Here is a 21,845-nt window from a genome sequence, read left to right as displayed (position 1 = left end):
CGCGGCCGGCGGGGCGGAATGGGCCGGTTGGAGAGGTAGTCCAGCCTATCCAGCCGAGGGGGGAGACGCGAGGGGGCGACGGGCGGAAAGGCGACGCCCCCGCCGCCGGCGGGGCGGGGGGGGCGTCGAGGTCGGCGTGCCGGTGGGCTCACGCCCCGATCTTGACCTCGCTCCTGCTTCCCTCGGAGGGCTGCTGGAACGAGAAGCCGAACCGCAGGCCGGCGATGAAGACCACGAAGCCCACGGCTCCGGCGAAGAAGATGGTGTCGCCGATGACGCGGAGCCAGCGCAGGGTCTGCATGAGGTCGGTCTGCATGAACTCGCTGCTGCGGGCGTACCAGTAGCCGTGCTCGACCGACGCCCACGTCTGGAGCAGGCCGACGGGCAGCAGGCTCAGGACGCACATGGCGAACAGGCCGATGTTCAGCGACCAGAACGAGAAGCTGAGCAGGCCCTCCCTCCAGGGGATCGAGGGGCGCAGCACGCGCAGGCACATCAGCATCAGCCCCATGCCGAGCATGCCGTAGACGCCGAAGAGCGCCGCGTGGCCGTGCAGGGGCGTCGTGTTCAGGCCCTGCATGTAATACAGCGCGATCGGCGGGTTGATCATGAAGCCGAACAGCCCCGCGCCGACCATGTTCCAGAAGGCCACCGAGACGAAGAAGTAGACCGGCCAGCGATACCGCCGCACCCACTCCGTCTGGCGCGAGCGCCGCAGGTCCTCGGTCGCGTCGAAGGCGATCAGGGTCAGCGGGACGACCTCCAGGGCGCTGAAGACCGAGCCCCAGGCCAGGGCGACCGTCGGCGTGCCGGAGAAGTACAGGTGGTGCAGCGTCCCGATGATGCCGCCGGAGAGGAAGATCGTCGCCGACAGCAGCGCCGCGCCCGCCGCGACGCCCGGGCGGATCAGGCGCAGCCGCATGAAGACGAAGGCGATGACGGTGGTGGCGAAGACCTCGAAGAAGCCCTCGACCCACAGGTGGACGACCCACCAGCGCCAGTATTCGACCATCGACAGGTGGGTGTGCCGGCCCCACGTCAGCCCGGCGCCGTAGAACAGCGCGATGGCGCCGGTCGCCACGGCGAGCAGCCAGACCAGCGACCTGGCCTCGTTCGGCGTCCGGAGCGCCGGCCAGAGCGACCGCAGCATGAGGAACAGCCAGAGCGCCAGCCCGACCATCAGGCCGATCTGCCAGACGCGGCCCAGCTCCACGTACTCATACCCCTGGTGCCCCAGGTAGAACGAGACCTCGTCGGACAGGTGGTTCTGCACGCTGAGCCACTCGCCCGCGAGCGAGCCGACGACCACGACCAGCAGCGCCCCGAACAGGACGTTGACGCCCAGCCGCTGGCCCTTCGGCTCGCGGTCGCTGACCATCGGGCCGATGAACAGCCCCGCCCCCAGCCAGGCGGTCGCGATCCAGAACAGGCCCATCTGGACGTGCCAGGTCCGCGAGACGCTGTACGGCAGGTACTTCGAGAGCGGGAATCCGTAGAAGGCGTCGCCTTCCACGCCGTAGTGGGCCGTCACCACGCCCAGGGCCATCTGGACCAGGATGAGCGCGGCGACCACCCAGAAATACTTGATCGTCGCGCGCTGCGAGGGGGTCGCGTCCCAGGCGCCGAGGGGGTCGTCCTCGGGCGCGGGCATCGGCTCCCCCTCCTTGCGGGTGGCCAGCCACCAGGCCATCGCGGAGATGCCGGCCAGCAGCATGATGATGCTGACGCCCGTCCAGACGACGTTGTCGCCGGTGGGGCGGTTGCCGACGAGCGGCTCGTGCGGCCAGTTGTTCGTGTAGGAGACGTAGTCGCCCGGCCGGTTCGCCGCCGCCGACCACGCCGTCCACCAGAAGAAGGCCGACATCTTGCGCAGCCGATCGGGGTCGCTGACCGCGCCGGCGGGGATCGCGTAGGGGGCGTGGCCCTCGGAGAAGATCTCGGAGTAATGCGCCAGGTTGGCGTCGAACGCCTCCGCCCGCGCCGGGTCGATCGTGATCGCGCCGGTCGCCGGGTCGTGGGTGTTCGCGCGCATCGCCGTCGTCAGCCGGGCCTCCAGGCGCGCCTTGTCCTCGGGCCCCAGCTCGTCGTGCGGCTTGCCGAACTCGGCGGCGGCCCACTTGTCGAGCATGAAGACCGCCTCGCGATGCAGCCAGTCGGCGGTCCAGTCGGGGGCGACGTAGCTGCCGTGGCCCCAGACCGAGCCGACCTGCATCCCCCCCATCGTCTGCCACACGTTCTGCCCCGCCGCGATCTCGCCGGGGCCGATCAGCTCGCGGCCGTCGGTCGTCACCACCCGGTCGGGGATCGGCGGCATCTCCTGGTAGATCCGCGTCCCTATCCATCCCAGCACCAGGAACGAGCCCACCACCACGGCGGCGAACGCCCACCACAATCGACGCATGGCTACCCCTCTCAAGTTCCCGCCCGAGGGTCGTCCGCGGGCGTCGCATGCCCGACAATCTAAGGGACCGAATTGTTGACGTCAAGGTGCGCGATTGGCCGCGAGGAAGAACGGCCCGGCGAGTCGCGGGGGCGATGCGCGACTCGCGTCGGGCCTCGCCATCGCTTCTTTCGCAACAATCTCCGTGCCAACGGGTCGCGAAGTTAGGCGACCGCGCCCGCGTCCGGGGAGCCCATGAACCCGCGGCGCGTCGGGGGTGTCATTGACGGATTCTCATAATGACCGGAAGCGGGGCGTGGACGGGCCGCGTCGCGATGACGAGTTCCAGGACGGGGGAAGAGGGCCGTGAGCGCGAGCGAAGGGGTGTTGGAGGGGTCGGGGACGTCGGTATCTTCGGAGGGGGTCGCGCTTACGGTGCTGGCGGCCCTCAGCGTCTCGCACCTGCTCAACGACGCGATGCAGTCGCTCATCACGGCGGTCTACCCGGTGCTGAAGGTGAAGTACGCGCTGGACTTCACGCAGATCGGGCTCATCACCTTCACCTTCCAGGCGACCGCGTCGCTGTTGCAGCCGGTGGTGGGCCTGGCCACCGATCGACGCCCGAGGCCCTTCTCGCTGGCCTGGGGGATGGTCTTCACGCTGGTGGGGCTGCTCGCTCTGGCGGCGGCCGACGGCTTCCCGGCGATCCTCGCGTCGGCGGCCCTGGTGGGGATGGGCTCGTCGATCTTCCACCCCGAGGCGTCGCGGGTGGCCCGGCTGGCCTCGGGGGGGCGGCACGGATTCGCGCAGTCGTTGTTCCAGGTCGGCGGCAACGCGGGCTCGGCGTTGGGGCCGCTGCTGGCGGCGTTCGTGGTGGTGCGCTGGGGCCAGGCGAGCATCGCGTGGTGTTCGATCGCCGCGCTGGCCGCGATGGTCCTCCTGATCGCCGTCGGCCGATGGTACGCCGGCCGCCTGTCGACGGCGGGGGCGGGGGCGCGGCCCGCGAGCCGCGCGCGCCGGGCGGACGTCTCGCGGGCCCGGGTGGCGGCCTCGATCGGCATCCTGCTGGTGCTGGTCTTCTCGAAGTATTTCTACCTCGCGAGCCTGAGCAGCTATTACACCTTCTACCTGATCGAGCACTTCGGGACGTCGATCGGGGCGGCCCAGCTTTATCTGTTCGTCTTCCTGGGGGCGGTGGCGGCCGGGACGTTAGCCGGCGGGCCGATCGGCGACAGGATCGGGTTCAAGGCGGTGATCTGGGCGTCGATCCTCGGCGTCCTGCCGTTCACGCTGGCCCTGCCGTACGCGAACCTGTTCTGGACGGTCGTCCTGACGGTGCCGATCGGGGTCGTCCTGGCGTCGGCCTTCTCGGCGATCATCGTCTACGCGCAGGAGCTGCTGCCGAGCCGCGTGGGGACGGTCGCCGGGCTGTTCTTCGGCTTCGCGTTCGGCATGGGGGGCCTGGGCGCGGCGGTCCTGGGCGTGCTGGCCGACCGCACGAGCATCGAGTTCGTCTACCAGGTCTGTTCGTTCCTCCCCCTCGCCGGCCTGCTCACCGGCTTCCTGCCGAGCCTGGACCGGCGGGGCGTGCCCCCGACGGGCCCGACCGCCGCGGCCCGGGCCTCGTGAGGCGAGGGGGATCAAGCCGTCCCCCCTCCCGGCGGGAGGTGGGACGCGGGTGGGCCGGGGCGTCGGCCGCGCTCAGGGCTTCTCGCCCGCCTCGGCCTCGGCCTCGGCCGGCTTCGGCTCGTCGATCGGGTCGGGCGGGGGCTCGGGCTTGTAGGCGCGGGCCGGGGCGGCCTCGGCGGGCCTCTCGGGGGGGACGGGCCGGCCGAGCTTTTCCAGGTAATAGGCGATCAGCGGCCGCATCGCCAGGTCGGGCACCAGCTCCAGCGACGTGGTGAAGGACTCGGCCGCACCCTCGGGATCGCCCGATTCGAGCAGGCACTGGGCCAGGTCGAAGCTCCAGCTCGCCTGACGCTGGAGCATGCCGGGGACGCCCTGCGCGGCGTTGACCGCCCCGATCACGGAGCCCTGCCTCAGGCTGCCGATCACCTCCAGGGCGCTCGACGTGCGGTCGTAGGCCAGGCGGGGGAGCGCCTGATTGCGCCAGAGGACCACGGCGTAGGAGTAATTGCCCATCAGCTTGTAGACCAGCCCCTGGCGGAACGCGGCGGTCGCCGGGTCCCCGAGGCTGGGGTCGGTCGCGCCGGTGGGGGCGATGACCTCCAGCGCCCGCTCGGGCTGGCCGGTGGCGCAATACAGGTCCAGCAACTGGGGCTTCACCAGCGTCGGGCTGAGGTTGCTGCGGTGGGCGTCCTCGAACTCCGCGATCGCCAGCCCGGCCGCGCCCTGGGAGAGCGCGAACTGGCCTAGCTCGACCGGCCCGGCCTGGCGCTCGATGCGCAGCTCGCTCGCCGCCTGCTCGACCTGGCTCACCTGCTGGTCGAGCTGCTGGAGTTGCGACTGGTACTGGAGGCGGGCCTCCGGGGCCAGTTCGCCCCGCCTCGTCAGGTCGAGCGCGGCGCGGAGCTGGTCGCGGGCCAGGTCGACGAACCCGAGCTGGCCGTACAGCTCGAACAGCTCGAGCCGCAGCCCCATCAGCTCGCCGCGCTGGTCGGCGGTCCGCGGGGAGGGCGTGGTCTGGATCGCGTAGTTGACCGCCGTGATGATCTGCTTCACGCGCTCGGCCATCAGGGGCCCGCCGGGGCGGATGGCGGCGACGCGCTGGCGGTTCTCGGCCGTCGGCTCGATGCCCGAGAGGATCGCGGCCTCCAACTGGGCGAGCGAGCGGTAGGCCAGCGCCAGGATGCGGTAGGCGTCCGTGTCGTCCGGGTTCTCGGCCAGGGCGACGCGGGCCTCCCGGATCGCCAGCAGGCAGCGCGCCGGGTCGGGGGGGGCGGGCGTCCCGTCCGGGTCGGTCCCGCCGGCCAGCCATCGCCGGGCGGCGTCGACGGCCGCGCGAGCCGGGGTCAGGGCGCGGGCCTGGGAGAAATCGTCCAGCATGCCGACGGGGGTGGGGGGGCGGTCGGCCGCGGGGAGCGTGACCGAGACCTTGTACGCGCGCAGGTCGGGGTCCAGCCGGTTCGCCCGGAACATCGCCAGGTCGGGCTCGGGGGCGTCGGCGCGGCCGAACATGACGACCTTGCCGTCGTCGTGGAACGGGATCCAGTTGGGGCTCTGGGACAGCCGGCGGTAGGTGTTGCGGGCCGCCTGCGCGTCGACCATGACCGCGGTGATCCCGTGCTCGTCGAGCGCGGGCCGCCAGGCCGACGGGTCGTCGTCGCGGAGGGCGTTCTGGATCTCGCGATGCTGGGCGAGCAGGGCGTCGGGGAACAGGTGGGAGCGGGAGTCCGTGTAGGTCTTGCGCCCCGGCCCGGCGCGCCAGATGATGGCGTCGCCCTGGAAGGCGTTCCAGTTGAAGACGTTCCCCTTCAGGTCGTCGCGGGAGGCGAGATAGTCGGCCGCCTTGAAGGCGAAGTCGTCGCGGTCGAAGCCGAAGCCGAAGCGGGCCTCGCCCGGCTCCTTGAGGTAGCCGGTGATCGCCAGGGCCGCGCACGCGAAGGCGGCGGCGAGCGTCGCCAGCCGGCCGCCGGTCGAGAAGACGGTCCAGCCCGTCTCCGTCCGGCCCTCCGTCCCGAACCTTCGCCGATACCACTCCTGGCCGTTCAGCGTCGCCACCGCCGCCAGCACCGTGGCGAATTCGGCGCTGTGGCGCATGTAGACGCCCCAGGCGACCGCCGCGAACGCGAACGGCAGGAACCGCGACCAGCGGAACCCGGCCGCGTTCACCGCGAACGTCGCCGCGCCGAGCGCGACCGTCGCGAGATAATAGAGCATCAGCCGGTTGGCGAAGTCGCCGTAGACGTCGCGGGTCATCTTGCCGAAGTACGAGAGCTGGCTCGTCGTGGCCGGCGCCTCGCGGCCGACGAACAGCGAGGTGACGGGCTCCAGGGCGGCCGGGTAGATCTTCACGTGCGACGGGTTCGCCAGCACGACCAGGGCGCAGGCCAGGAGCACGCCCGCCGCCAGCCCGGCCGAGACCGGCGGCCGCGCGCCCTCGCCGGCGGCCGGGGCGACGGCCTTGCGGCCGTCCAGCAGCTTGCCGGCCGTCGCGCAGGCCAGGACGATCAGGCCGAACAGGAACGATTCGTCGACGTTCGCCCACAGCAAGAACAGCGGGACCAGCCCGTACAGCGCGCCGCGGCGATCCTGGCCGAGGCCCCGGAACAGGAGCAGCATCTCGATCGCCAGGAACAGGATGCCCCAGGTGGCGGGGTCGACGATGGCCGGCTGCGCGATGCCCCCTAGCATCAGCCCCTTGGGGCCGACCGCCGCGCCGAAGGCCAGGCCCGTGCAGAGGGCCGCCCACCAGAGCCCCGGGCCTCGGTGGCGGATCTTGATGAGCACGAAGGCCGTCGCCAGGCGGAGCAGGGCGGTCAGCGCCACCAGCGCCCCGGCCGCCACCTGCTCGGCGGAGGCCCGGTTGGCCGTCGGGTCGTCCGGGGCGACGGGGACCAGCCCGTAGGCCGCGTCGTGCAGCCCGGCGGAGGCCGCCTGGAACAGCCACGGCACGTTCACCCAGGTCTTCCCCCCCTCGGTATAGGAGAAGGGGTCGGCCAGCAGCGGCGACTTCTGGGCGATGATCTGCCGCCCCATCCCCAGGTGCGACCACAGCGGCGCGTGGGAGGTGCGGATCGCCGACGCCATGAACACCAGCAGCAGCGCCGCGCCCAGCACGTACATGTCGTAGTAGGCGTTCCAGACCGTGACGCGCTCGGGGGTCCAGGGCTCGGGCTGGGGCTCCGGCTCGGGCGCCTCGACGGCGGCGAGGGCCTCGTCCCGGGGCGTGTCGGGGGCGGGGGTGGACGGGTCGGGTCGTGTCATGAGACTTAGCTGCAAAGGGATCCGTATGATGGCGAACTCGGCCCGGGCGCGGGACCGCGGCGCGCGCCCGGGTCGACGAGGGGCGGCTTCATGCTAGGAGTTGCGGCGGAGGGCGGTCAAGGGGGCTGGCCGGCCGGGTCGTTGACTTCGATTCGGCCGGATCTAGAATGCGAGGGTTCGCAACCGTGACCGGCCGGGATCCCCCGCTCGAAGGCACCTCGCGCCCGTTACCTCGTCCACGCCGGGAAACCTCGTCGATGAAGCTCCTCACCGCGATCCCCGTCCATAACGAGGAGAAGTACCTGGAGGACGTCCTGCGGGAGGTCCTCCAGCACGCCGACGAGGTCCTGGTGGTCGACGACGGCTCCACCGACCGCACCCCGGAGCTGCTCAAGGACTTCCCCGCCGCTCGCGTCATCCGCCACGAGACGAACCTCGGCTACGGCGCGGGGCTCCGCACCGCCTTCGACGCCGCGCTGCGGGGGGGATACGACGGCCTGGTCACGCTGGACTGCGACGGCCAGCACGAGCCCGCCCTGATCCCCCAGATCGCCGGGGGCCTGTCCCACGCCGACATCGTCTCGGGCAGCCGCTACCTGGAAGTCTTCGACCCGACCCAGAAGCCTCCGGAAGAGCGGCGCAAGATCAACGTCGAGGTGACGCGCTGGCTCAACGAGGGGCTGGGCCTGGACCTGACCGACGCCTTCTGCGGCTTCAAGGCGTACAATCGCCGGGCGCTGGAGTGCTTCGACATCACCGAGCTGGGCTACGCGATGCCGCTGCAGGTGTGGGTGCAGGCCGTCCAGCACGGGCTGACGATCGTCGAGGCGCCGGTGCCGCTGATCTACCTGGACGAGTCGCGGGCGTTCGGCGGCTCGCTGGACGACTCGACGTATCGACTGAACCATTACCGCGAGGTCTTCGCCGCCGCCATGAAGCGGGCGGGGCTGGAACCGGCCGGAGAACGTCGCGGATGAAGTCGACCCGCCTGCGGGCTCCCTCGAACGACGGCGGCCTGCTGGCGTCGCCCCCCCTCGACGACGCGGGTTCGCTCATCGCGGCCAACGTCGGGCGAGCCGCGGCCTGGGAGCACGACTTCCAGGGCCGGCCCGCCTCGTGGCTCCGGGCCGAGGCGCGGCGGCAGGCCGTGGCCGAGGCGGTCGCGTACCTGCGCGAGATCGGCGTCGAGCCGCCCTCCGTCGACGCGGGGGCGGCCGGCCCGCTTGTCGTCACCGGCCATCAGCCGGAGATGTTCCATCCCGGCGTCTGGGTCAAGAACTTCGCCGCCGCCGGGATCGCCGGCCGGAGCGGCGGGCTGGCGCTCAACCTCGTCATCGACGACGACATCCCCAAGTCGGCCTCGATCCGCGTGCCGACGGTAGACGGGGGCCGGCTCGTCGTCCGCCGCGTCGAGTTCGACCGCTGGAGCGGCGAGGCACCCTACGAGGATCTCCCCGTCCGCGACGAGGACTACTTCGCCGCCTTCGACGACCGCGCGCGCCGGACGCTCGGCGACCTGGTGGCCGACCCGATCATCGACGCCTACTGGCCGGAAGTCGCCCGGTTCCGCGAGGGCGGCCACGCGCTGGGGTATCGGCTGGCGGCGGCCCGCCGCCGCCTGGAAGGGGCGTGGGGCGTCGCCAACCTGGAGGTCCCCTTCAGCCGCCTCTGCCAGACCGAGGCCTTCGCCTGGTTCGCCTGCCACTTGCTGGCGCACCTGGGGAGGTTCCAGGACGTCTACAACCGGGCGCTCGGCGAGTATCGCGCGATCCACGGCATCCGGAGCAAGAACCACCCGGTCTCGGCGCTGAAGGCGGACGGGGAATGGCGGGAGGCGCCGTTCTGGGTCTGGCGGGCGTCCTCGCCGCGACGCCGGCCGCTGATGGTCCGGCAGGACGCCAGGACGATGCTCCTGCGGATCGACGGCGAGCCCGACGCGCTGCTCGAACTGCCGCTCGCGCCGGATCGCGAGGCGTGTTGCGCCGTCGAGCGGCTTCTGGGGCTGCCGGCGATGGGGGTCCGGCTGCGGACTCGGGCGCTGACGACCACGATGTTCGGCCGGTATCTCCTGGGCGACCTGTTCATCCACGGCATCGGCGGGGCCAAGTACGACGAGCTGGGCGACGCGATCGCCGGGCGATTCTTCCGAGCCGAGCCCCCCGACTTCCTCACCCTCTCGCTGACCGCGTGGCTGGGGCTGCCGGAGGCCTCGGCCTCGCCCGAGGCGCTGGCCGGGATCGATCGCCGGATCCGCGACCTGGAGTTCAACCCCGACCGCTCCCTGAACGGCCAGGCCCCGCCGGACGCGGCGCGGCTGATCGCCGAGAAGCGGGCGCTGGCCGCCGACGACCCGGACGACCCCGCGAGGCGTCGCGAGCGGTTCCGCCGCTTTCGCGCCATCAATGACTCGTTGCGGCCCCTCGTGGCGACTCGCCTGGAGGAATTGCGCGAGGAGAGGGCGCGGACGGCCGCGGCGCTGGACGTCGACCGGCTGGCGCGCAACCGGGAATACTCCATGGTCTTGTATTCGCAAGCGAGGCTCCGGCGGACGCTCCTGCCCTACGCCGGGGGGGTGGCGGGGGGGACGATCGGCCGTTGAGCCGTCCTATCCCGGAGACGCGGCCCGAAAAAGCGCCGGCGAGGGGGGTTTTTCGGGCCGACCCCTCCCCGACGCCGTACAATGGAACGACCGGGTCGTCCGGTCTCGCGTGCGACGTCGCGCCCGCCGTCGCTTGTCCCGACACCTCCAACCATTCGGCTCGTCCGGAAAGATGGTCGACCCGATGAAAGCCTCCACCCAGGAGACGCGGCTCCCGTTTCGTCGCGGATCGGTCGAGTACAGCCTGGGGACCGAAGCGGACCACGAGGCCGTCTACCAGACGCTCCTGCACGTCTTCCACGGCCCCGACCGCGAGACGTTCCTGGGGGGCCTGGCCGACCCCGCGTACCGCCCCGACCAGCGCCTGCTGGTGAAGGTCGACGGCCGGGTCGCCAGCCACATCCACCTCACGGAGCGCGAGATCCGCTTCGGATCGGTCGCCATCCCGATGAACGGCGTGGTCTGGACCGGCACGCTGCCGGAATATCGCGGCCTGGGGTTCGCCCAGAACCTGATGCGCCTCGCCGACGAGCGCTCGCGCGCGACCGGGGCCGCGATCCAGGCGCTGACGACCCGGATGCCGCGATTCTACTTCCCCCTGGGGTGGGGCCTCTGCGGCCGGCAGACGTTCGCCCAGATCCTCAGCCGCAACCTCCCCCAGGCGGCCGACGGCCTGGTCGAGGCCAAGGGGCCGGCCTGGCACGTCCGGCCCTGGCGCCAGGTGGAGCTGGGCGACCTGATGGCCCTCTACGAGGCCCAGTTCCGCGACGTCACCGGGGCCGTGGTCCGCTCCGAGGACTACTGGCGCTGGCTGATCGGGCGTCGCTACGCCCACGTCGTCTGGGTCGCCTGCCAGGGGGAGGCGGTCCGGGGCTATGCGTTCGTCAAGGACCATCGCGTCCTGGAGATCGCCGCCGACCCGGCCCATCCCCAGGCGCTTCGCGCCCTGCTCGGCCGGGTCCGCGCCGAGGCCCTGGAGCGCGCCTATCCCGAGGTCATCGTCAGCGCGCCGATGGGCCACCCGGCCCTCGACGCCTGCCGCGCCGGCGGGGGGCGGATCTTCGACCACGAGGCGGCCGACGGCTCGGTCTCGATGTACCACGTCCCGGACGTCGGCCGGTTCCTCCGGGCGATCCTGCCGGAGCTGGGCCGTCGGGCGCGCGAGGCGGGGGGGAACGGGCCGCTGGAGCTGGGGCTGACCGTCGGCGACCACCGCTGGCTGATCCACGCGGACGGCAACGACTCCCGCATCGAGCCCGACAAGCTCAGCCGTCGCCACCTGACCCTCACGAGCGCCGCCTTCGTCCGGCTCGCGATGGGCCACGTCGACGTCGACGAGGCGGCCGAGCAGGACGGCTTCAGCGCCTCCACCGCCACCGCCCTCGACGCCGCCCGCGTCCTATTCCCCGTCCAGCCCGTCTGGCGCAGCCCCCTCGACTCCGCCACGGCGTGAAGCCGTCAGGCGTATCGGCGGGGCGAACCCATCAGATCCAGCGCCTGGGCGGAGGGATACGGCGGGACGGCGACGAGCCGGCATCGGACGCCCTCCACCCCGGCCGCGGCCATGGCCGAGGCCATCTCGCGCAGGGCCCCGGCCAGCTCGGCGTCGGGATCCATCTCGAAGGAATCGGCCAGCGCCGAGAGCCGCCCGTGCGTCCCGGCCGCCTCGTCGGGGCCGTCGAAGGCCGCCTCGAATGGAGGGGCACCCTCGATCGCGGCTCCGATGATCGGCCCGCCGAAGAGGGCGATCGCCCTGCGGTCGACATCCTCGGCCCTGCTCATCAGCAGGAGGGTCGTCTTGTGAGAGATGCCGCCGGCGATCCGACGCTCTAGCAGGAGTTCGACGCGGTGCTCGAACGCGACGTCCTGGGGGACGCCCAGTGCGTAGGCAATCGAGAAGAAGAGGACGACCCCCAGGGCCACGGCCGCGGTCGCCGCGCCGGCGGAGGTCGGGGCGGCCCGGTGCGCCGCGGTCGCCAGGGCCGCGAGCACGCCCGCGACCAGCGGCGGTCGGCTCGCGTGCCGGAACGCCTCGCCCACGAGGCGCCAGTGATACGCCCCATGGGCCAGCGGGCGCGCCACGCGGCGGCGAGTCTGAATCTCAACAAAGGCGGCCAGGGCGAGGAGGGGGACCCCTACGATCGGCCCCAGCGCGACGAGCGGGAAGGTCGAGGCGGTGACGACCCCGCCCCAGGTCCCGCAGGCGCGGATGGCGCGGCGATGCTCGGCGCGGATGCTCTCCTCGCGGGGGGCCCCCATGGCCGGCCTCAGAATGGCGGCAGCGAGCGCCGGATGAAGAACCTCTTCACCGGCGGCGAGTTGAGGTACGCGGCGAACAGGGCGTAGCCGACGAGCAGCGCCACGCCGAGCTTGATGCGCTGCTGGTCCAGGCGGTCGACGAGCGGTCGGTATTCGTAGTCCGCCAGCTCGGCGGCGTCCGGGTCGTCGGCCGGGACGGTCGTGCGGACGACGACGTCGGCCGTGTCGGCGAAGTTGGCCTCGAAGATCGGCAGGCCGATCAGGGCGATGACGTCGACGATCGCCCCCAGGGTCAGGGCCAGGATCAGCACCTTGACCGACTTCCCGCGGAGGAACTGGACGGCCCCGTACACGCCGTAGCCGGCGACCACCGCCAGCATCAGCCAGCCGTAGCGGTGGACGCCCTCCTCGGTCCGGGCCGACTGCACCAGGGCCAGGATCGCCATGATGCCGCCGGCCAGTCCACAGAGCATGCCCGGGATGGTGATGTACAGCGGGGCGCCGGTCGGCCGCGGGGGGGGCGGCGGGGTCAGGTCGTCGTCCAGCCCGACCATCATGCCCGTGTCCTGGTCGGTCCCGCAGGACTGGCAGATGGACATTCCCTGGGGGACGAAGCCGCCGCATCGCGAGCACCGGCGGGCGCTCATGCGGGCCTCGGCCCCGGTCCGCTTCCGCGCGCGGCGGGGCTCGTCCTGGAACAGGGCGGCGGCGTCGCCCTCCGGGCGCGCGGCGGGCCGCGAGCCGCCGCCGACGCTCTTCTCCGCGTCCGATGCCAGGAGGGGCAGGTCCAGCGCCTCGCGCAGGTCCCCCTCGGCGCGGGGGATGGGGAGGTCGTCCGGGTCCGGGAGCCGCGCCTTCGGGATCTCGTAGGTGGAGGCGGTGTCGGCGTCCAGCTCGCCGGGGCGGGTGGAGGCCGAGTTCGCGTCCTTCTCCGTCACGGTGAAGCGATGGGCGCACTTGGGGCACTTCAACCGCTTCCCCGGGGGGACCTGGTCCGGGAGGTTGAGCGTGGCCTGGCACTGTTCGCAACGGATGGTGCGCGGCATGTTCCCGTCGCCTGTCCCTGGTTCGTCCCGACCCAGGCCCTCGCCACGGTGCGGGCGCGCGGGAGCCTCCGATTGTTCGACCGACATTCTCATTCTACCCTACGACCGTCGGGGAGCGAACATCGACGGGATCGCGCGATGAAACGATTTGGAAGATTCGCGAAGTCGACGCGTCGCGACCCCGGATATCATCGGGGTCGGGCGCGATCAGGCGTCGAGCCTTTCCGGGTCGAACTCGCGACGCAGGACCTCGTGCCGATGGTCGAAGGCCCGCGCGATCCTGGCCTCCAGCATGGGGCCGCCGAGGAGGGTGCCGATCATGCCCAGCGGCGGGGCGTAGTCGACGACGTCGCGGAGGATCGTGCCGCCCTGGCCGTCGTCCTCGAACTCGTGGCGATGGGTCCAGGCGGCGAACGGCCCCCGGACCTGGCGGTCGACGAACAGGCGGCCGGGGACGTACTCGACGTGCTCGACCTCCCATTCCACGTTGAAGGGGCCGACGCGCGCCCGGAGCACGACCCGCTCGCCGACCTTCAGCGAGCTCGGGGCCCGCGCGACGCGGACCCGCTCGCCGGGGGGCAGCAGCCGTTCGAAGGCGCCGGGCCGTTCGAAGAAGCCGAAGACCTCGGCCGGCGGCGCCGGGATCCGGGATTCCTTCACGAAGCGTCGCATCAGCTCCCCCCCCCGGCCGTCCGGCCGCCCCACGTCCCTACAGGCTAGGCGATGATTGAGGATCTGTAAACATGGCGGGAGAATCCGGCGGTTGCGGGTCGCGGCGGGGATCCGGCGGGCCCCGCGGGGGCCTCCGTCGCGCCGGGGGGGGCGGGGGGTGCCATACTGGCACGGGCCTTTCGGCCCGACCCGCCCGACGGCGGAACCTTGACGGGATGCTCCGGGCAGGGGTAGCCTTGAGGTCGAACCGTCGGCCGGGGGCCTCCCAGGGCCATCCCTCGCGGGCGCTCGCCGCCCCGGGCCACCCTCCCCCCGAACGATCGAGCGGACGTCCGTCCCTCCCCTCTCCTTTCGATTTGCTCGGAGATCCCAGCATGCAGAGCAAACCCATGGTGAACCGCCGCACCTTCCTGGAGACGGCCGGAGTCGCGGCCGGAGCGGCGGCCACGGCCGGCACGTTCGCCCATCCCGCCATCGGCGCCGTCAAGGGCGCCAACGAGCGGATCAACGTCGCCATCCTCGGCCCCGGCGGCCGCGCCCAGGAGCACATCCGCATCCTCGGCCGGCTGAAGGAAGAGACCAAGCTCGTCGACATCATCGCCCTGGCCGACGTCTGGGACGGCAACGACGAGGTCAAGCGCGGGCTCTACCCCTCGGCCAAGAAGTGCGGCCTCGACCCCGAGGGGAAGGACAAGGACCGCGTCACCAAGGACTATCGCAAGGTCCTGGAGTGCAAGGACGTCGACGTCGTGCTGATCGCGACGCCCGACCACTGGCACGCCAAGATGTCCGAAGACGCCATGCTCGCCGGCAAGGACGTCTTCTGCGAGAAGCCGATGACCCACACCATCGACGAGGCCCGCAAGCTCGTCGAGACGGTCAATCGCACCAAGCAGGTCTTCACCGTCGGCGTGCAGTCGATGGCCGACCCCCGCTGGCGCGAGGCCCACGCCATGATCGCCGAGGGCAAGATCGGCAAGGTCCTCCAGGGCCAGACCTCGTACTACCGCAACAGCAGCGTCGGCCAGTGGCGGTACTACCCCCTGACCAAGGACATGAGCCCCAAGACGGTCGACTGGAAGATGTTCCTGGGGACCGAATTCGGCCTCGCCCCGGACATGCCCTTCGACCGCGCCAGGTACGCCCAGTGGCGCTGCTACTGGGAGTTCGGCGGCGGCATGTACACCGACCTGTTCGTCCACCAGACCACCCACCTGATCGAGGCGATGGGCGTCCGCCTGCCGCGCCGGGTCGTCGGCGCCGGCGGCCTCTTCTTCGAGTATGACGGCCGCGACGTGCCCGACGTCGCCACCGTGGTCGCCGACTACGACGAGGGCTGCCAGGTTCTCATCTCGGCCACGATGGGCAACGACGTGCAGCTGCCCGAGCTGATCCGCGGCCACACCGCGACGATTAACTTCGACCGCAACCCCGCCGGCGGCTACTCGGTCACCCAGCAGAAGCTGGAAGGCCGCCCGGCCCCTCCGGGAGCCAACATGGGCGAGGGGGGCGACAAGTTCACCCCCGAGCAGCCCAAGGAAGACACCCGCGCCCTGTGGGAGCACTTCCTGGAGTGCACCCGCTCCCGCAACCCGGAGACCCTCTGCCCGGTCGAGCTGGGCTACGCCGCGATCGCCACGGTCAACCTGGGCGTCCGCTCGTACCGCGAGGGCAAGGCGTTCTACCTCAACAAGGAAGACGGCTCGGTCGTCGACGCCGACTCCGCCTGGGCCGCCCGCTGGGAGGAGCGCAGCAAGCTCCGCGGCAAGCCCAACCACGTCATGGGCTGGAAGGCCGGCGACACCGGCTCGCTCCTGGAGCCCCCGGCCTACCAGAAGCTCGAAGGCGCGTGGGTCAACGGCGTCGACCCCGCCGCCGACGCCTGATCGTCGCCCCCTGACGGAATCCGCCACGACGCCCCGCGATGTTTTCGCGGGGCGTCGTCGTTTCGAAGGGGCGCGGCCGGCTCCGGCTCGGGCTCGCGGCGGCGTCCGTCATTCCCCGTCGGTGGAGTAGAACAGCAGGTTGGCGATGCGCCAGCGGCCCCGGTCGAGCATCAGGGTGAAGTGGTCGTAGCCCGTCTCGACGCGGGCGCCGGCGGTGAGCTTCCAGTAGACGACCGCGCGGGCGATGTCGCGTTCGAAGCGTAGCTCGACGGACTCCGGGACTTCCACCATGGGGTCCGGCGAGCGGCGATGGGCCTCGCGCTGGCCGGCGACGAACTTCCCTCGCGGGATCGAGACGAGCCGGCCGGCGGCGTCGACGTGCTGGATCACCGCGTCGGACATGAAGCAGTCGTCGTAGGCCTCCATGTCGCGATCCGACCAGACCTTGAAGTAGCGGTCGATGAGGGCCCTCGCCTCCTTCTCGCGCGTCGGGGCCGGTTCGCCCTGGCGGGACGCCGTCGGCTCGACCTCCAGCGTCTTGGCGGGCCCTCCCCAGGCGTCGAGCAGATCAAGGACGTATCGTTGCACGGCCTCCGCGTCGACGGGCCGGCCGCCGACCTCCGCGCCCAGGGGGGGGACGTGGCTGAAGACGACGGTCCCCCGGAGCTTGCCCGCCCCCTTCAGCGTCTCCAGGCTGTACAGCGTCTCCTCGCAGAGATAGCGGCCGGCGTCCTCCGAGCGGCGGACGACGTGGCCCTTCGCGGCCAGCTCGCCGACGAGCCGGTCGACCTCGGCCGTGGCGCGCAGCTCGTCGGGGCCGTCGGGCGTCACGGTGGGCGAATCGGGCCGACGGCCGTTGTTGTCCGGGTATGGCGCGCGACGATTCCGCGCCACCGCCTCGACGGTGTACGACCCGGGCAGCCCCTGGCCGAACGAGAAGACGGCGACCGGCTTCAGCTCTTCCGCCAGGGCCTCGAGGCGCTTCAGGGGCTCGCCCCACACGACGGGGATCCGCCGCGCGACGAGCTTGCGCCCGCGCCATTCGCGGCCGTCCAGGGCCTTGATCCCTTCCCACGACGGATTGTCCGGGCGGTCGGGGCCGAAGGGCTCGAAGCCGGTCAGCAGGATCACCGGGGGCTCCTCCGCGACGGCCGTTCGGCCGCCGGCCGCGAGGACGACGATCAGCGCGGCCGACGCCGCGCGCAGGAGGATCGAGAGGCTCAAGGTCGGGCTCCGGGGCCGGGGGTCAGGGTTGGTCGGGCTCAACGCCCATCTGGCGCAAGATCGCCGCGTACCGCTCCGCTCGCTCGCTCGCCTCGCGGGCCAGCTCCTCGGCCCGCTTGCGGCGCCGGCGTTCGAGACGGGCGAGCCGTCTCGCGGCGCGGCGGTCTTCCATAATCTCCTGGACGTGCTGGAAGGCCTCGCCGTCGGGTCGACGGAGCACCAGAGCGTTGTCGGCCGGCGGCGTCTCGAACGTCACGCCCAGCCGCGGGCTGGTCCAGCCGTCGGTGGAGGCGATCGGCTCCAGCCCGCTCGGGCCGCAGAGCCAGCCGTCGAGCCGGCCGGCGGCCTCCTCGGGGAAGTAATAGTAGTATTCCTCGACGCCGCGATCGTCGTACAGCTTGAGCTTGCGGTCCATCTCGGCCGGGGTGTTGCTCGGCGAGTGGATCTCGAAGACGACCTGAGGCGCGTGTCCCTCCAGCCATTCCTTGTAGGAATGCCTCAGCGCCCGGGGGCGGCCGAAGGCGACGAATACGTCGGGCGCGACGCATCGGCGGGGGTTGGTCGGGTCGAAATACCAGAGGAGGTCGCAGGCGACCAGGACGTCGAGCCGGTCGCGGAAGAGGTCGTCCAGCCCCTCGGCGATGGTCACCATCCACTTGTATTGCGTCTGGTTGTCGGCCATCGGCTCGCCGTCGCCGTCGGGGAATCGGGGATCGAACGGGTCCCAGTACGGGGGATCCGCGAGTTCGATCGCGCCCCGGCGCGACGGGCGTTCGGCGGTGCTCATGGCGGCCTCTCCGGCGACGCTTTCGGTGCGGGCGTTCACGTCATTCTTACCACGGCGCGAGGTTCGCGGCCAGCGCGGTCTCGCCTTGACCGGCCCGCGCGGGCTCCCATACCATCGGGGGCGCGGGGCCGTCGGTCCCGGGCCGGGGGAGATCGCCCAGGATGAGGAGTCTTGCATGTCGCTGGTCCGGTTGATTCGCAAGGCCCCGCCCCTGGCGACGGTCGCCACGGTGCTGGTGGCGGGGCTCGGCCTCGCCTGGCTCGCGCCGCCGGGGGCGGCGCGAGGCGCGCTTTCCCAGGCCCCCGGCCGACTCGAGCTCGACCAGGTGTCGAAGTTCTCCCACGTCAAGGTCACGCGCGACGGCGACGTCCGCACCCTCTGGTTCGTCCGCGACAGCGGCGAGCACGTCATCGAGAGCAAGGTGGACCTGGGCCGGCCCGACGACCTGCTCGTCGAGTACACGCGATTCATGTTCATGAGCTACGCCTTCCGGCCCGAGCCCGAGCGGGTCCTGATCGTGGGGCTGGGGGGGGGCGCGATGGTCCACTTCCTCAAGATCCACGACCCCAAGGCGAAGGTGGACGTCGTGGAGATCGACCCGCTGATCGTCAGCGTCGCCGACCGCTTCTTCGGCGTGCGGTCCGGCGGGGAGGTCTCGATCAACGTGGGGGACGGGATGGCCTTCATCCGCGACTCCGACGCCAGCTACGACGTCATCTACATGGACGCCTTCCTCCGCCCCTCCGGCGGCACCGACCACGTCGGCGTCCCGCTCCACCTGAAGACCCTGGCGTTCTACGAGCAGGTCAAGAAGCGGCTCGCGCCCGAGGGGGCGGTCGTCTTCAACCTCAACCCCCACCTCTCCGTCGGGCAGGACATCCAGACGATCCGCGAGGCGTTCCCCCACGTCTACGTCTTCCGGCTCCAGGGCTACGACGGTTACGTCGTCGTCGCCTCCACCGCCGAGAAGGCCATGACCCCCACCGAGATCAGCGCCGCGGCGACCCGCCTGGATCAGCGGTTCCGCGCCCCGTTCTCCTTCCGCAAGATGGCGGGGCGGCTGAGCCGGCGATGAGACCGTCGCGGCCATGATGTCGGCATGTGATTTGCGGTTTTGTCCTTGTTTTAGCCCGGCGTGATCCGCGGCTCGAATTTTGCTGCAATCTAAGGGCCGGGTTAGGGGTCCGCGATGTCGAGTCGGCCCTCGACCTGACGCGGCCCGGCGGCCTGAGACGACGGGAGGGGCGAAGTGGAAGAACGTCCATCGCGGGGGGCGAACCGAGGGGGGGGGCCGACCTGGGACGCCGGGATCCGCCCGGCGCGGCGAGGTTGGCATGAATCCTAGCGAACACTGGATGGGCCTGGCTCCCGGCCACGCCGGCGCCGCCAGGATTTCGCGACCGCCGCTCCTGGGCGCCGCGCTGCCGATCTACGGCGTCGCGACGGCGGCGGCGGCCTTCCTCGGGGGCCTGGGCCCGGCGGCGGCGACCTTGGGGGTGATGCTCGCGGCCTCGCCGTGGCTCCCCGCGCGGCCGGCTTCCCATGGGTCGACGGGCCGCGCGACGGCGATGGGGCAGGGGCTGCACTCGATTTCGAGGGGGGATGGAGGGGCCTCGGGCGGGCGCCGGCGATGGTCGGCGGACCGTCGCGATCAGGCGGGCCCGGCCGCGTCGGCCCCGGCCGGCGGCCCCCCCGAGCATCCGCCGGAACCGTCGGAGGGGGACGACGAGGAGAGCCGGTTCCGGCAGGTCGCCGAGGCCGTCCCCCAGATCGTCTACATCACCGCCGCGGACGACTCCCTGGAGTTCCTCAACCGACGTTGGTTCGACTACACCGGCGCGGCGCGCGACCACGCCGAGGTCAAGGACGCATGGCTGGCCGCCATCCACCCGGACGACGTCGAGCTGGTGCTCGGGGCGCGGTCGCGATCGAGGGAGCACGGCGACGGCACGGAGATCGAGTATCGCATCCGGGGCCGGGACGGCAACTACCGCTGGTTCCTGGGGAGATCGGTCTGGATCCGCGACGACGACGGCAAGCTGGTGCGCAGGATCGGCACCGCGACGGACATCGACGACCAGAAGCGGGCCGTCCGCGCCGCGCGCTTCCAGGCCGACGCCGGGGCGCGGCTGGCCGCCCTGACCGACGCCGAGACGGCCCTCCGCGAGGTCGCCCGGCTGGCCGTGCCGGCCTTCGCCGACTGGTGCGCCGCCGACATCCTGGACTCCCGGGGGGGGCTGCGGCGCGTGGCCGCGGTCCACGACGAGCGCGACCCCGATTGGGTGGTCCAGACGGTCTCGCACCGGTACCGCCTGCGCCCGGACGTGTCGGGGGGCCTCTTCGAAGTGCTCGCGAAGCGGCGGCCCTCGCTCATCGCGGACCTGACCGACGAGATCCTCCGCGCCGCGGCGCGGAACGAGGAACACTTGACGGCGCTGCGGGCGTTCGCGCCGCGGTCCTACATGTGCGTGCCGCTGGTCGGCCACGAGGGGGTGCTAGGGGCGCTGTCGTTCGTGACCTCGCGCTCGGGCCGCCGGTTCGACGACGACGACCTGGCGCTGGCGGTCGACCTCGGCGCGAGGGCCGCGGTGGCCCTGGAGAACGCCCGGCTGCTCGACCGGCTCCGCGAGGCCGACCGCCGCAAGGACGAATTCCTCGCGACGCTCGCCCACGAGTTGCGCAACCCCATGGCGCCCATCAGCAACGCCGTCTCCATCCTGCGGTTCCGCGGCGCCACCGACCCCGACTCGCGCTGGGCCCACGACGTCATCGACCGCCAGGTCACGCACCTGGCCCGCCTGGTGGACGACCTGCTGGACGTCTCGCGGATCAGCCGGGGCAAGCTGGAGCTGCGGCCCGATCGGATGGATCTGGCGGCGTCGGCCGCCGACGCCGTCGAGATCGTCCGGCCCGCGGTCGACGCCCGCCGTCAGCGCCTGCGGGTCGACCTGCCGCCGGGGCCGATCCCGATGGTCGCCGACCGCACCCGCGTGACGCAGCTGGTCGCCAACCTCCTGGACAACGCCTCCAAGTTCTCCGACCACAACGCGACGATCGACCTGCGGGTCGCCCGCGGCGACGGCAGCGTCGAGATCCGCGTGGCGGACCAGGGGGCGGGGATCCCCGCCGATCAGCTCCCCCGCGTCTTCGAGATGTTCGCCCAGTTCACCCCGATCCTGGAACGCGCCCAGGGGGGGCTGGGGATCGGCCTGGCCCTGGCGCGGGGGATCGTCCAGCTCCACGGCGGCACGATCGAGGCGCTGAGCCCCGGGCCGGGGCAGGGGAGCACGTTCATCGTCCGCCTCCCCCTGGTCCCCGCCACGTCCGAGGGGCGGCCATCGCCGCCCTCCGCGCGCCAACATGAGGAGGACCGCCGCGACCGCCGCCGGGTGCTGGTCGTCGACGACAACGAGGACATCGCCGAATCGCTGGGGCGCCTGCTGAGCCTTCACGGCTGCGAGGTGCAGCTCGCCCACGACGGCATGACGGCCTTGCGCATGGCCGGGTCGCTCCGCCCCGAGTTCGCCATCCTCGACATCGGTTTGCCGGGCATGAACGGCTACGAGGTGGCCGAGGCGATCCGCGGCGAGCCCTGGGGGCGCGACGTCGTCCTCGTCGCCGTGACCGGCTGGGGGCGGGCCAATGACCGCCGCCGATCCGCCGAGGCCGGATTCGACCATCACCTGGTCAAGCCCGTCGAGGCCGCCGCCCTCGCCCGGATCATCGCCGACTCGGGCCCCGACGGTTCCTGAGCGGCCGGCCGGCTTACCGGCCCGCCGCGTCACGCGCCGCGTCGCGTTCCCGGCGCGTCGCTTCCAGGTCGAACCGCGTCGCCGCCAGGTCCAGCCGATACCGCGCCAGGGCGTCGCGGGCGAGCGTCAGCACCCGCGAACGGTAGACGGCCTGCTCCAGCACCTCGTCCATCAGCGGCTCCACCTCCGCCCTGGCCTCGGGGGGGAGGGCCCGGATCCGGTCCCGAAGCGCGGTCAATTCCGCGGGGACGCCCGATGCCGCCTGTCCTGTCGTCGTCGTCGCGCTCATCGCTGCCGCTCCTGGTGGTGTACCGGAACTCTAACACGTCCGGCTGGGGAAAGGCGTTCGATTG

At 72.0% G+C, this 21,845-nt stretch carries 15 protein-coding genes; 7 read left to right on the top strand and 8 right to left on the bottom strand.

What is annotated here, in order from left to right; all coding sequences use genetic code 11:
* Positions 1 to 148 precede the first annotated feature (148 nt).
* Entirely contained in the window at positions 149 to 2,401 is a 2,253-nt protein-coding gene (locus WG209_RS18055) for a nitric-oxide reductase large subunit (protein ID WP_337176478.1), read from the bottom strand.
* Between the two features lie 345 nt (positions 2,402 to 2,746).
* Between WG209_RS18055 and WG209_RS18050 the strand changes: the two genes are divergently transcribed.
* Positions 2,747 to 4,009: an MFS transporter gene (locus WG209_RS18050; protein WP_337176477.1), complete on the top strand. Its 1,263-nt coding sequence runs from the start codon at positions 2,747 to 2,749 to the stop codon at positions 4,007 to 4,009.
* Between the two features lie 72 nt (positions 4,010 to 4,081).
* On the opposite strand, the gene WG209_RS18045 is transcribed toward WG209_RS18050, so the two are convergent.
* Positions 4,082 to 7,267: a tetratricopeptide repeat protein gene (locus WG209_RS18045; RefSeq protein ID WP_337176476.1), complete on the bottom strand. Its 3,186-nt coding sequence runs from the start codon at positions 7,265 to 7,267 to the stop codon at positions 4,082 to 4,084.
* Between the two features lie 257 nt (positions 7,268 to 7,524).
* On the opposite strand from WG209_RS18045, the gene WG209_RS18040 reads away from it, so the two are divergent.
* The 3 genes from WG209_RS18040 (at position 7,525) to WG209_RS18030 (ending at position 11,319) form a co-directional block, all read left to right on the top strand.
* Positions 7,525 to 8,244 carry a glycosyltransferase family 2 protein gene (locus WG209_RS18040; protein WP_337176475.1) on the top strand — a complete coding sequence of 240 codons (720 nt, stop codon included), beginning with the start codon at positions 7,525 to 7,527 and terminating at the stop codon, positions 8,242 to 8,244.
* Positions 8,241 to 9,866, top strand: a complete 1,626-nt coding sequence (locus WG209_RS18035) for a hypothetical protein (protein ID WP_337176474.1) — start codon at positions 8,241 to 8,243, stop codon at positions 9,864 to 9,866. The genes WG209_RS18040 and WG209_RS18035 overlap by 4 nt, the downstream gene beginning before the upstream one ends.
* A gap of 184 nt (positions 9,867 to 10,050) precedes the next feature.
* Positions 10,051 to 11,319 carry a GNAT family N-acetyltransferase gene (locus WG209_RS18030; protein WP_337176473.1) on the top strand — a complete coding sequence of 423 codons (1,269 nt, stop codon included), beginning with the start codon at positions 10,051 to 10,053 and terminating at the stop codon, positions 11,317 to 11,319.
* 5 nt (positions 11,320 to 11,324) lie between these two features.
* Here WG209_RS18030 and WG209_RS18025 read toward each other — a convergent pair whose 3' ends face one another.
* From WG209_RS18025 to WG209_RS18015, 3 genes are all read right to left on the bottom strand, one after another.
* A complete protein-coding gene (locus WG209_RS18025; RefSeq protein ID WP_337176472.1) occupies positions 11,325 to 12,125 on the bottom strand; it encodes a hypothetical protein in 801 nt (266 codons plus the stop codon).
* A gap of 8 nt (positions 12,126 to 12,133) precedes the next feature.
* The gene (locus WG209_RS18020) at positions 12,134 to 13,171 is read right to left on the bottom strand and encodes a hypothetical protein (protein ID WP_337176471.1); all 1,038 of its coding nucleotides are present in this window, start codon (positions 13,169 to 13,171) and stop codon (positions 12,134 to 12,136) included.
* A 207-nt stretch (positions 13,172 to 13,378) separates the two neighbouring features.
* Positions 13,379 to 13,843, bottom strand: coding sequence for an SRPBCC family protein (locus tag WG209_RS18015; protein ID WP_337176470.1), 465 nt, complete (start codon positions 13,841 to 13,843; stop codon positions 13,379 to 13,381).
* A gap of 374 nt (positions 13,844 to 14,217) precedes the next feature.
* On the opposite strand from WG209_RS18015, the gene WG209_RS18010 reads away from it, so the two are divergent.
* Positions 14,218 to 15,729: a Gfo/Idh/MocA family oxidoreductase gene (locus WG209_RS18010; protein WP_337176469.1), complete on the top strand. Its 1,512-nt coding sequence runs from the start codon at positions 14,218 to 14,220 to the stop codon at positions 15,727 to 15,729.
* Between the two features lie 108 nt (positions 15,730 to 15,837).
* Here the strand turns inward: WG209_RS18010 and WG209_RS18005 are convergent, their stop codons facing one another.
* Together WG209_RS18005 and WG209_RS18000 are read right to left on the bottom strand one after the other, a co-directional pair.
* A complete protein-coding gene (locus tag WG209_RS18005; RefSeq protein ID WP_337176468.1) occupies positions 15,838 to 16,953 on the bottom strand; it encodes a nuclear transport factor 2 family protein in 1,116 nt (371 codons plus the stop codon).
* A 22-nt stretch (positions 16,954 to 16,975) separates the two neighbouring features.
* A complete protein-coding gene (locus tag WG209_RS18000; RefSeq protein ID WP_337176467.1) occupies positions 16,976 to 17,740 on the bottom strand; it encodes a Uma2 family endonuclease in 765 nt (254 codons plus the stop codon).
* Positions 17,741 to 17,915: 175 nt separating this feature from the next.
* Here WG209_RS18000 and WG209_RS17995 point away from each other — a divergent pair, with 175 nt between their 5' ends.
* Together WG209_RS17995 and WG209_RS17990 are read left to right on the top strand one after the other, a co-directional pair.
* Positions 17,916 to 18,815 (top strand): fused MFS/spermidine synthase, encoded by a 900-nt coding sequence (locus tag WG209_RS17995; RefSeq protein ID WP_337176466.1) that lies wholly within the window; start codon positions 17,916 to 17,918, stop codon positions 18,813 to 18,815.
* 259 nt (positions 18,816 to 19,074) lie between these two features.
* A complete protein-coding gene (locus WG209_RS17990; protein WP_337176465.1) occupies positions 19,075 to 21,492 on the top strand; it encodes an ATP-binding protein in 2,418 nt (805 codons plus the stop codon).
* Between the two features lie 13 nt (positions 21,493 to 21,505).
* Here the strand turns inward: WG209_RS17990 and WG209_RS17985 are convergent, their stop codons facing one another.
* Entirely contained in the window at positions 21,506 to 21,781 is a 276-nt protein-coding gene (locus WG209_RS17985) for a hypothetical protein (protein WP_337176464.1), read from the bottom strand.
* Positions 21,782 to 21,845: the final 64 nt, after the last annotated feature.

The sequence above is a fragment of the Paludisphaera sp. genome (genome assembly GCF_037189885.1).
Lineage (GTDB): Bacteria > Planctomycetota > Planctomycetia > Isosphaerales > Isosphaeraceae > Paludisphaera.
This window is presented reverse-complemented; position numbering and strand designations above follow the sequence as displayed.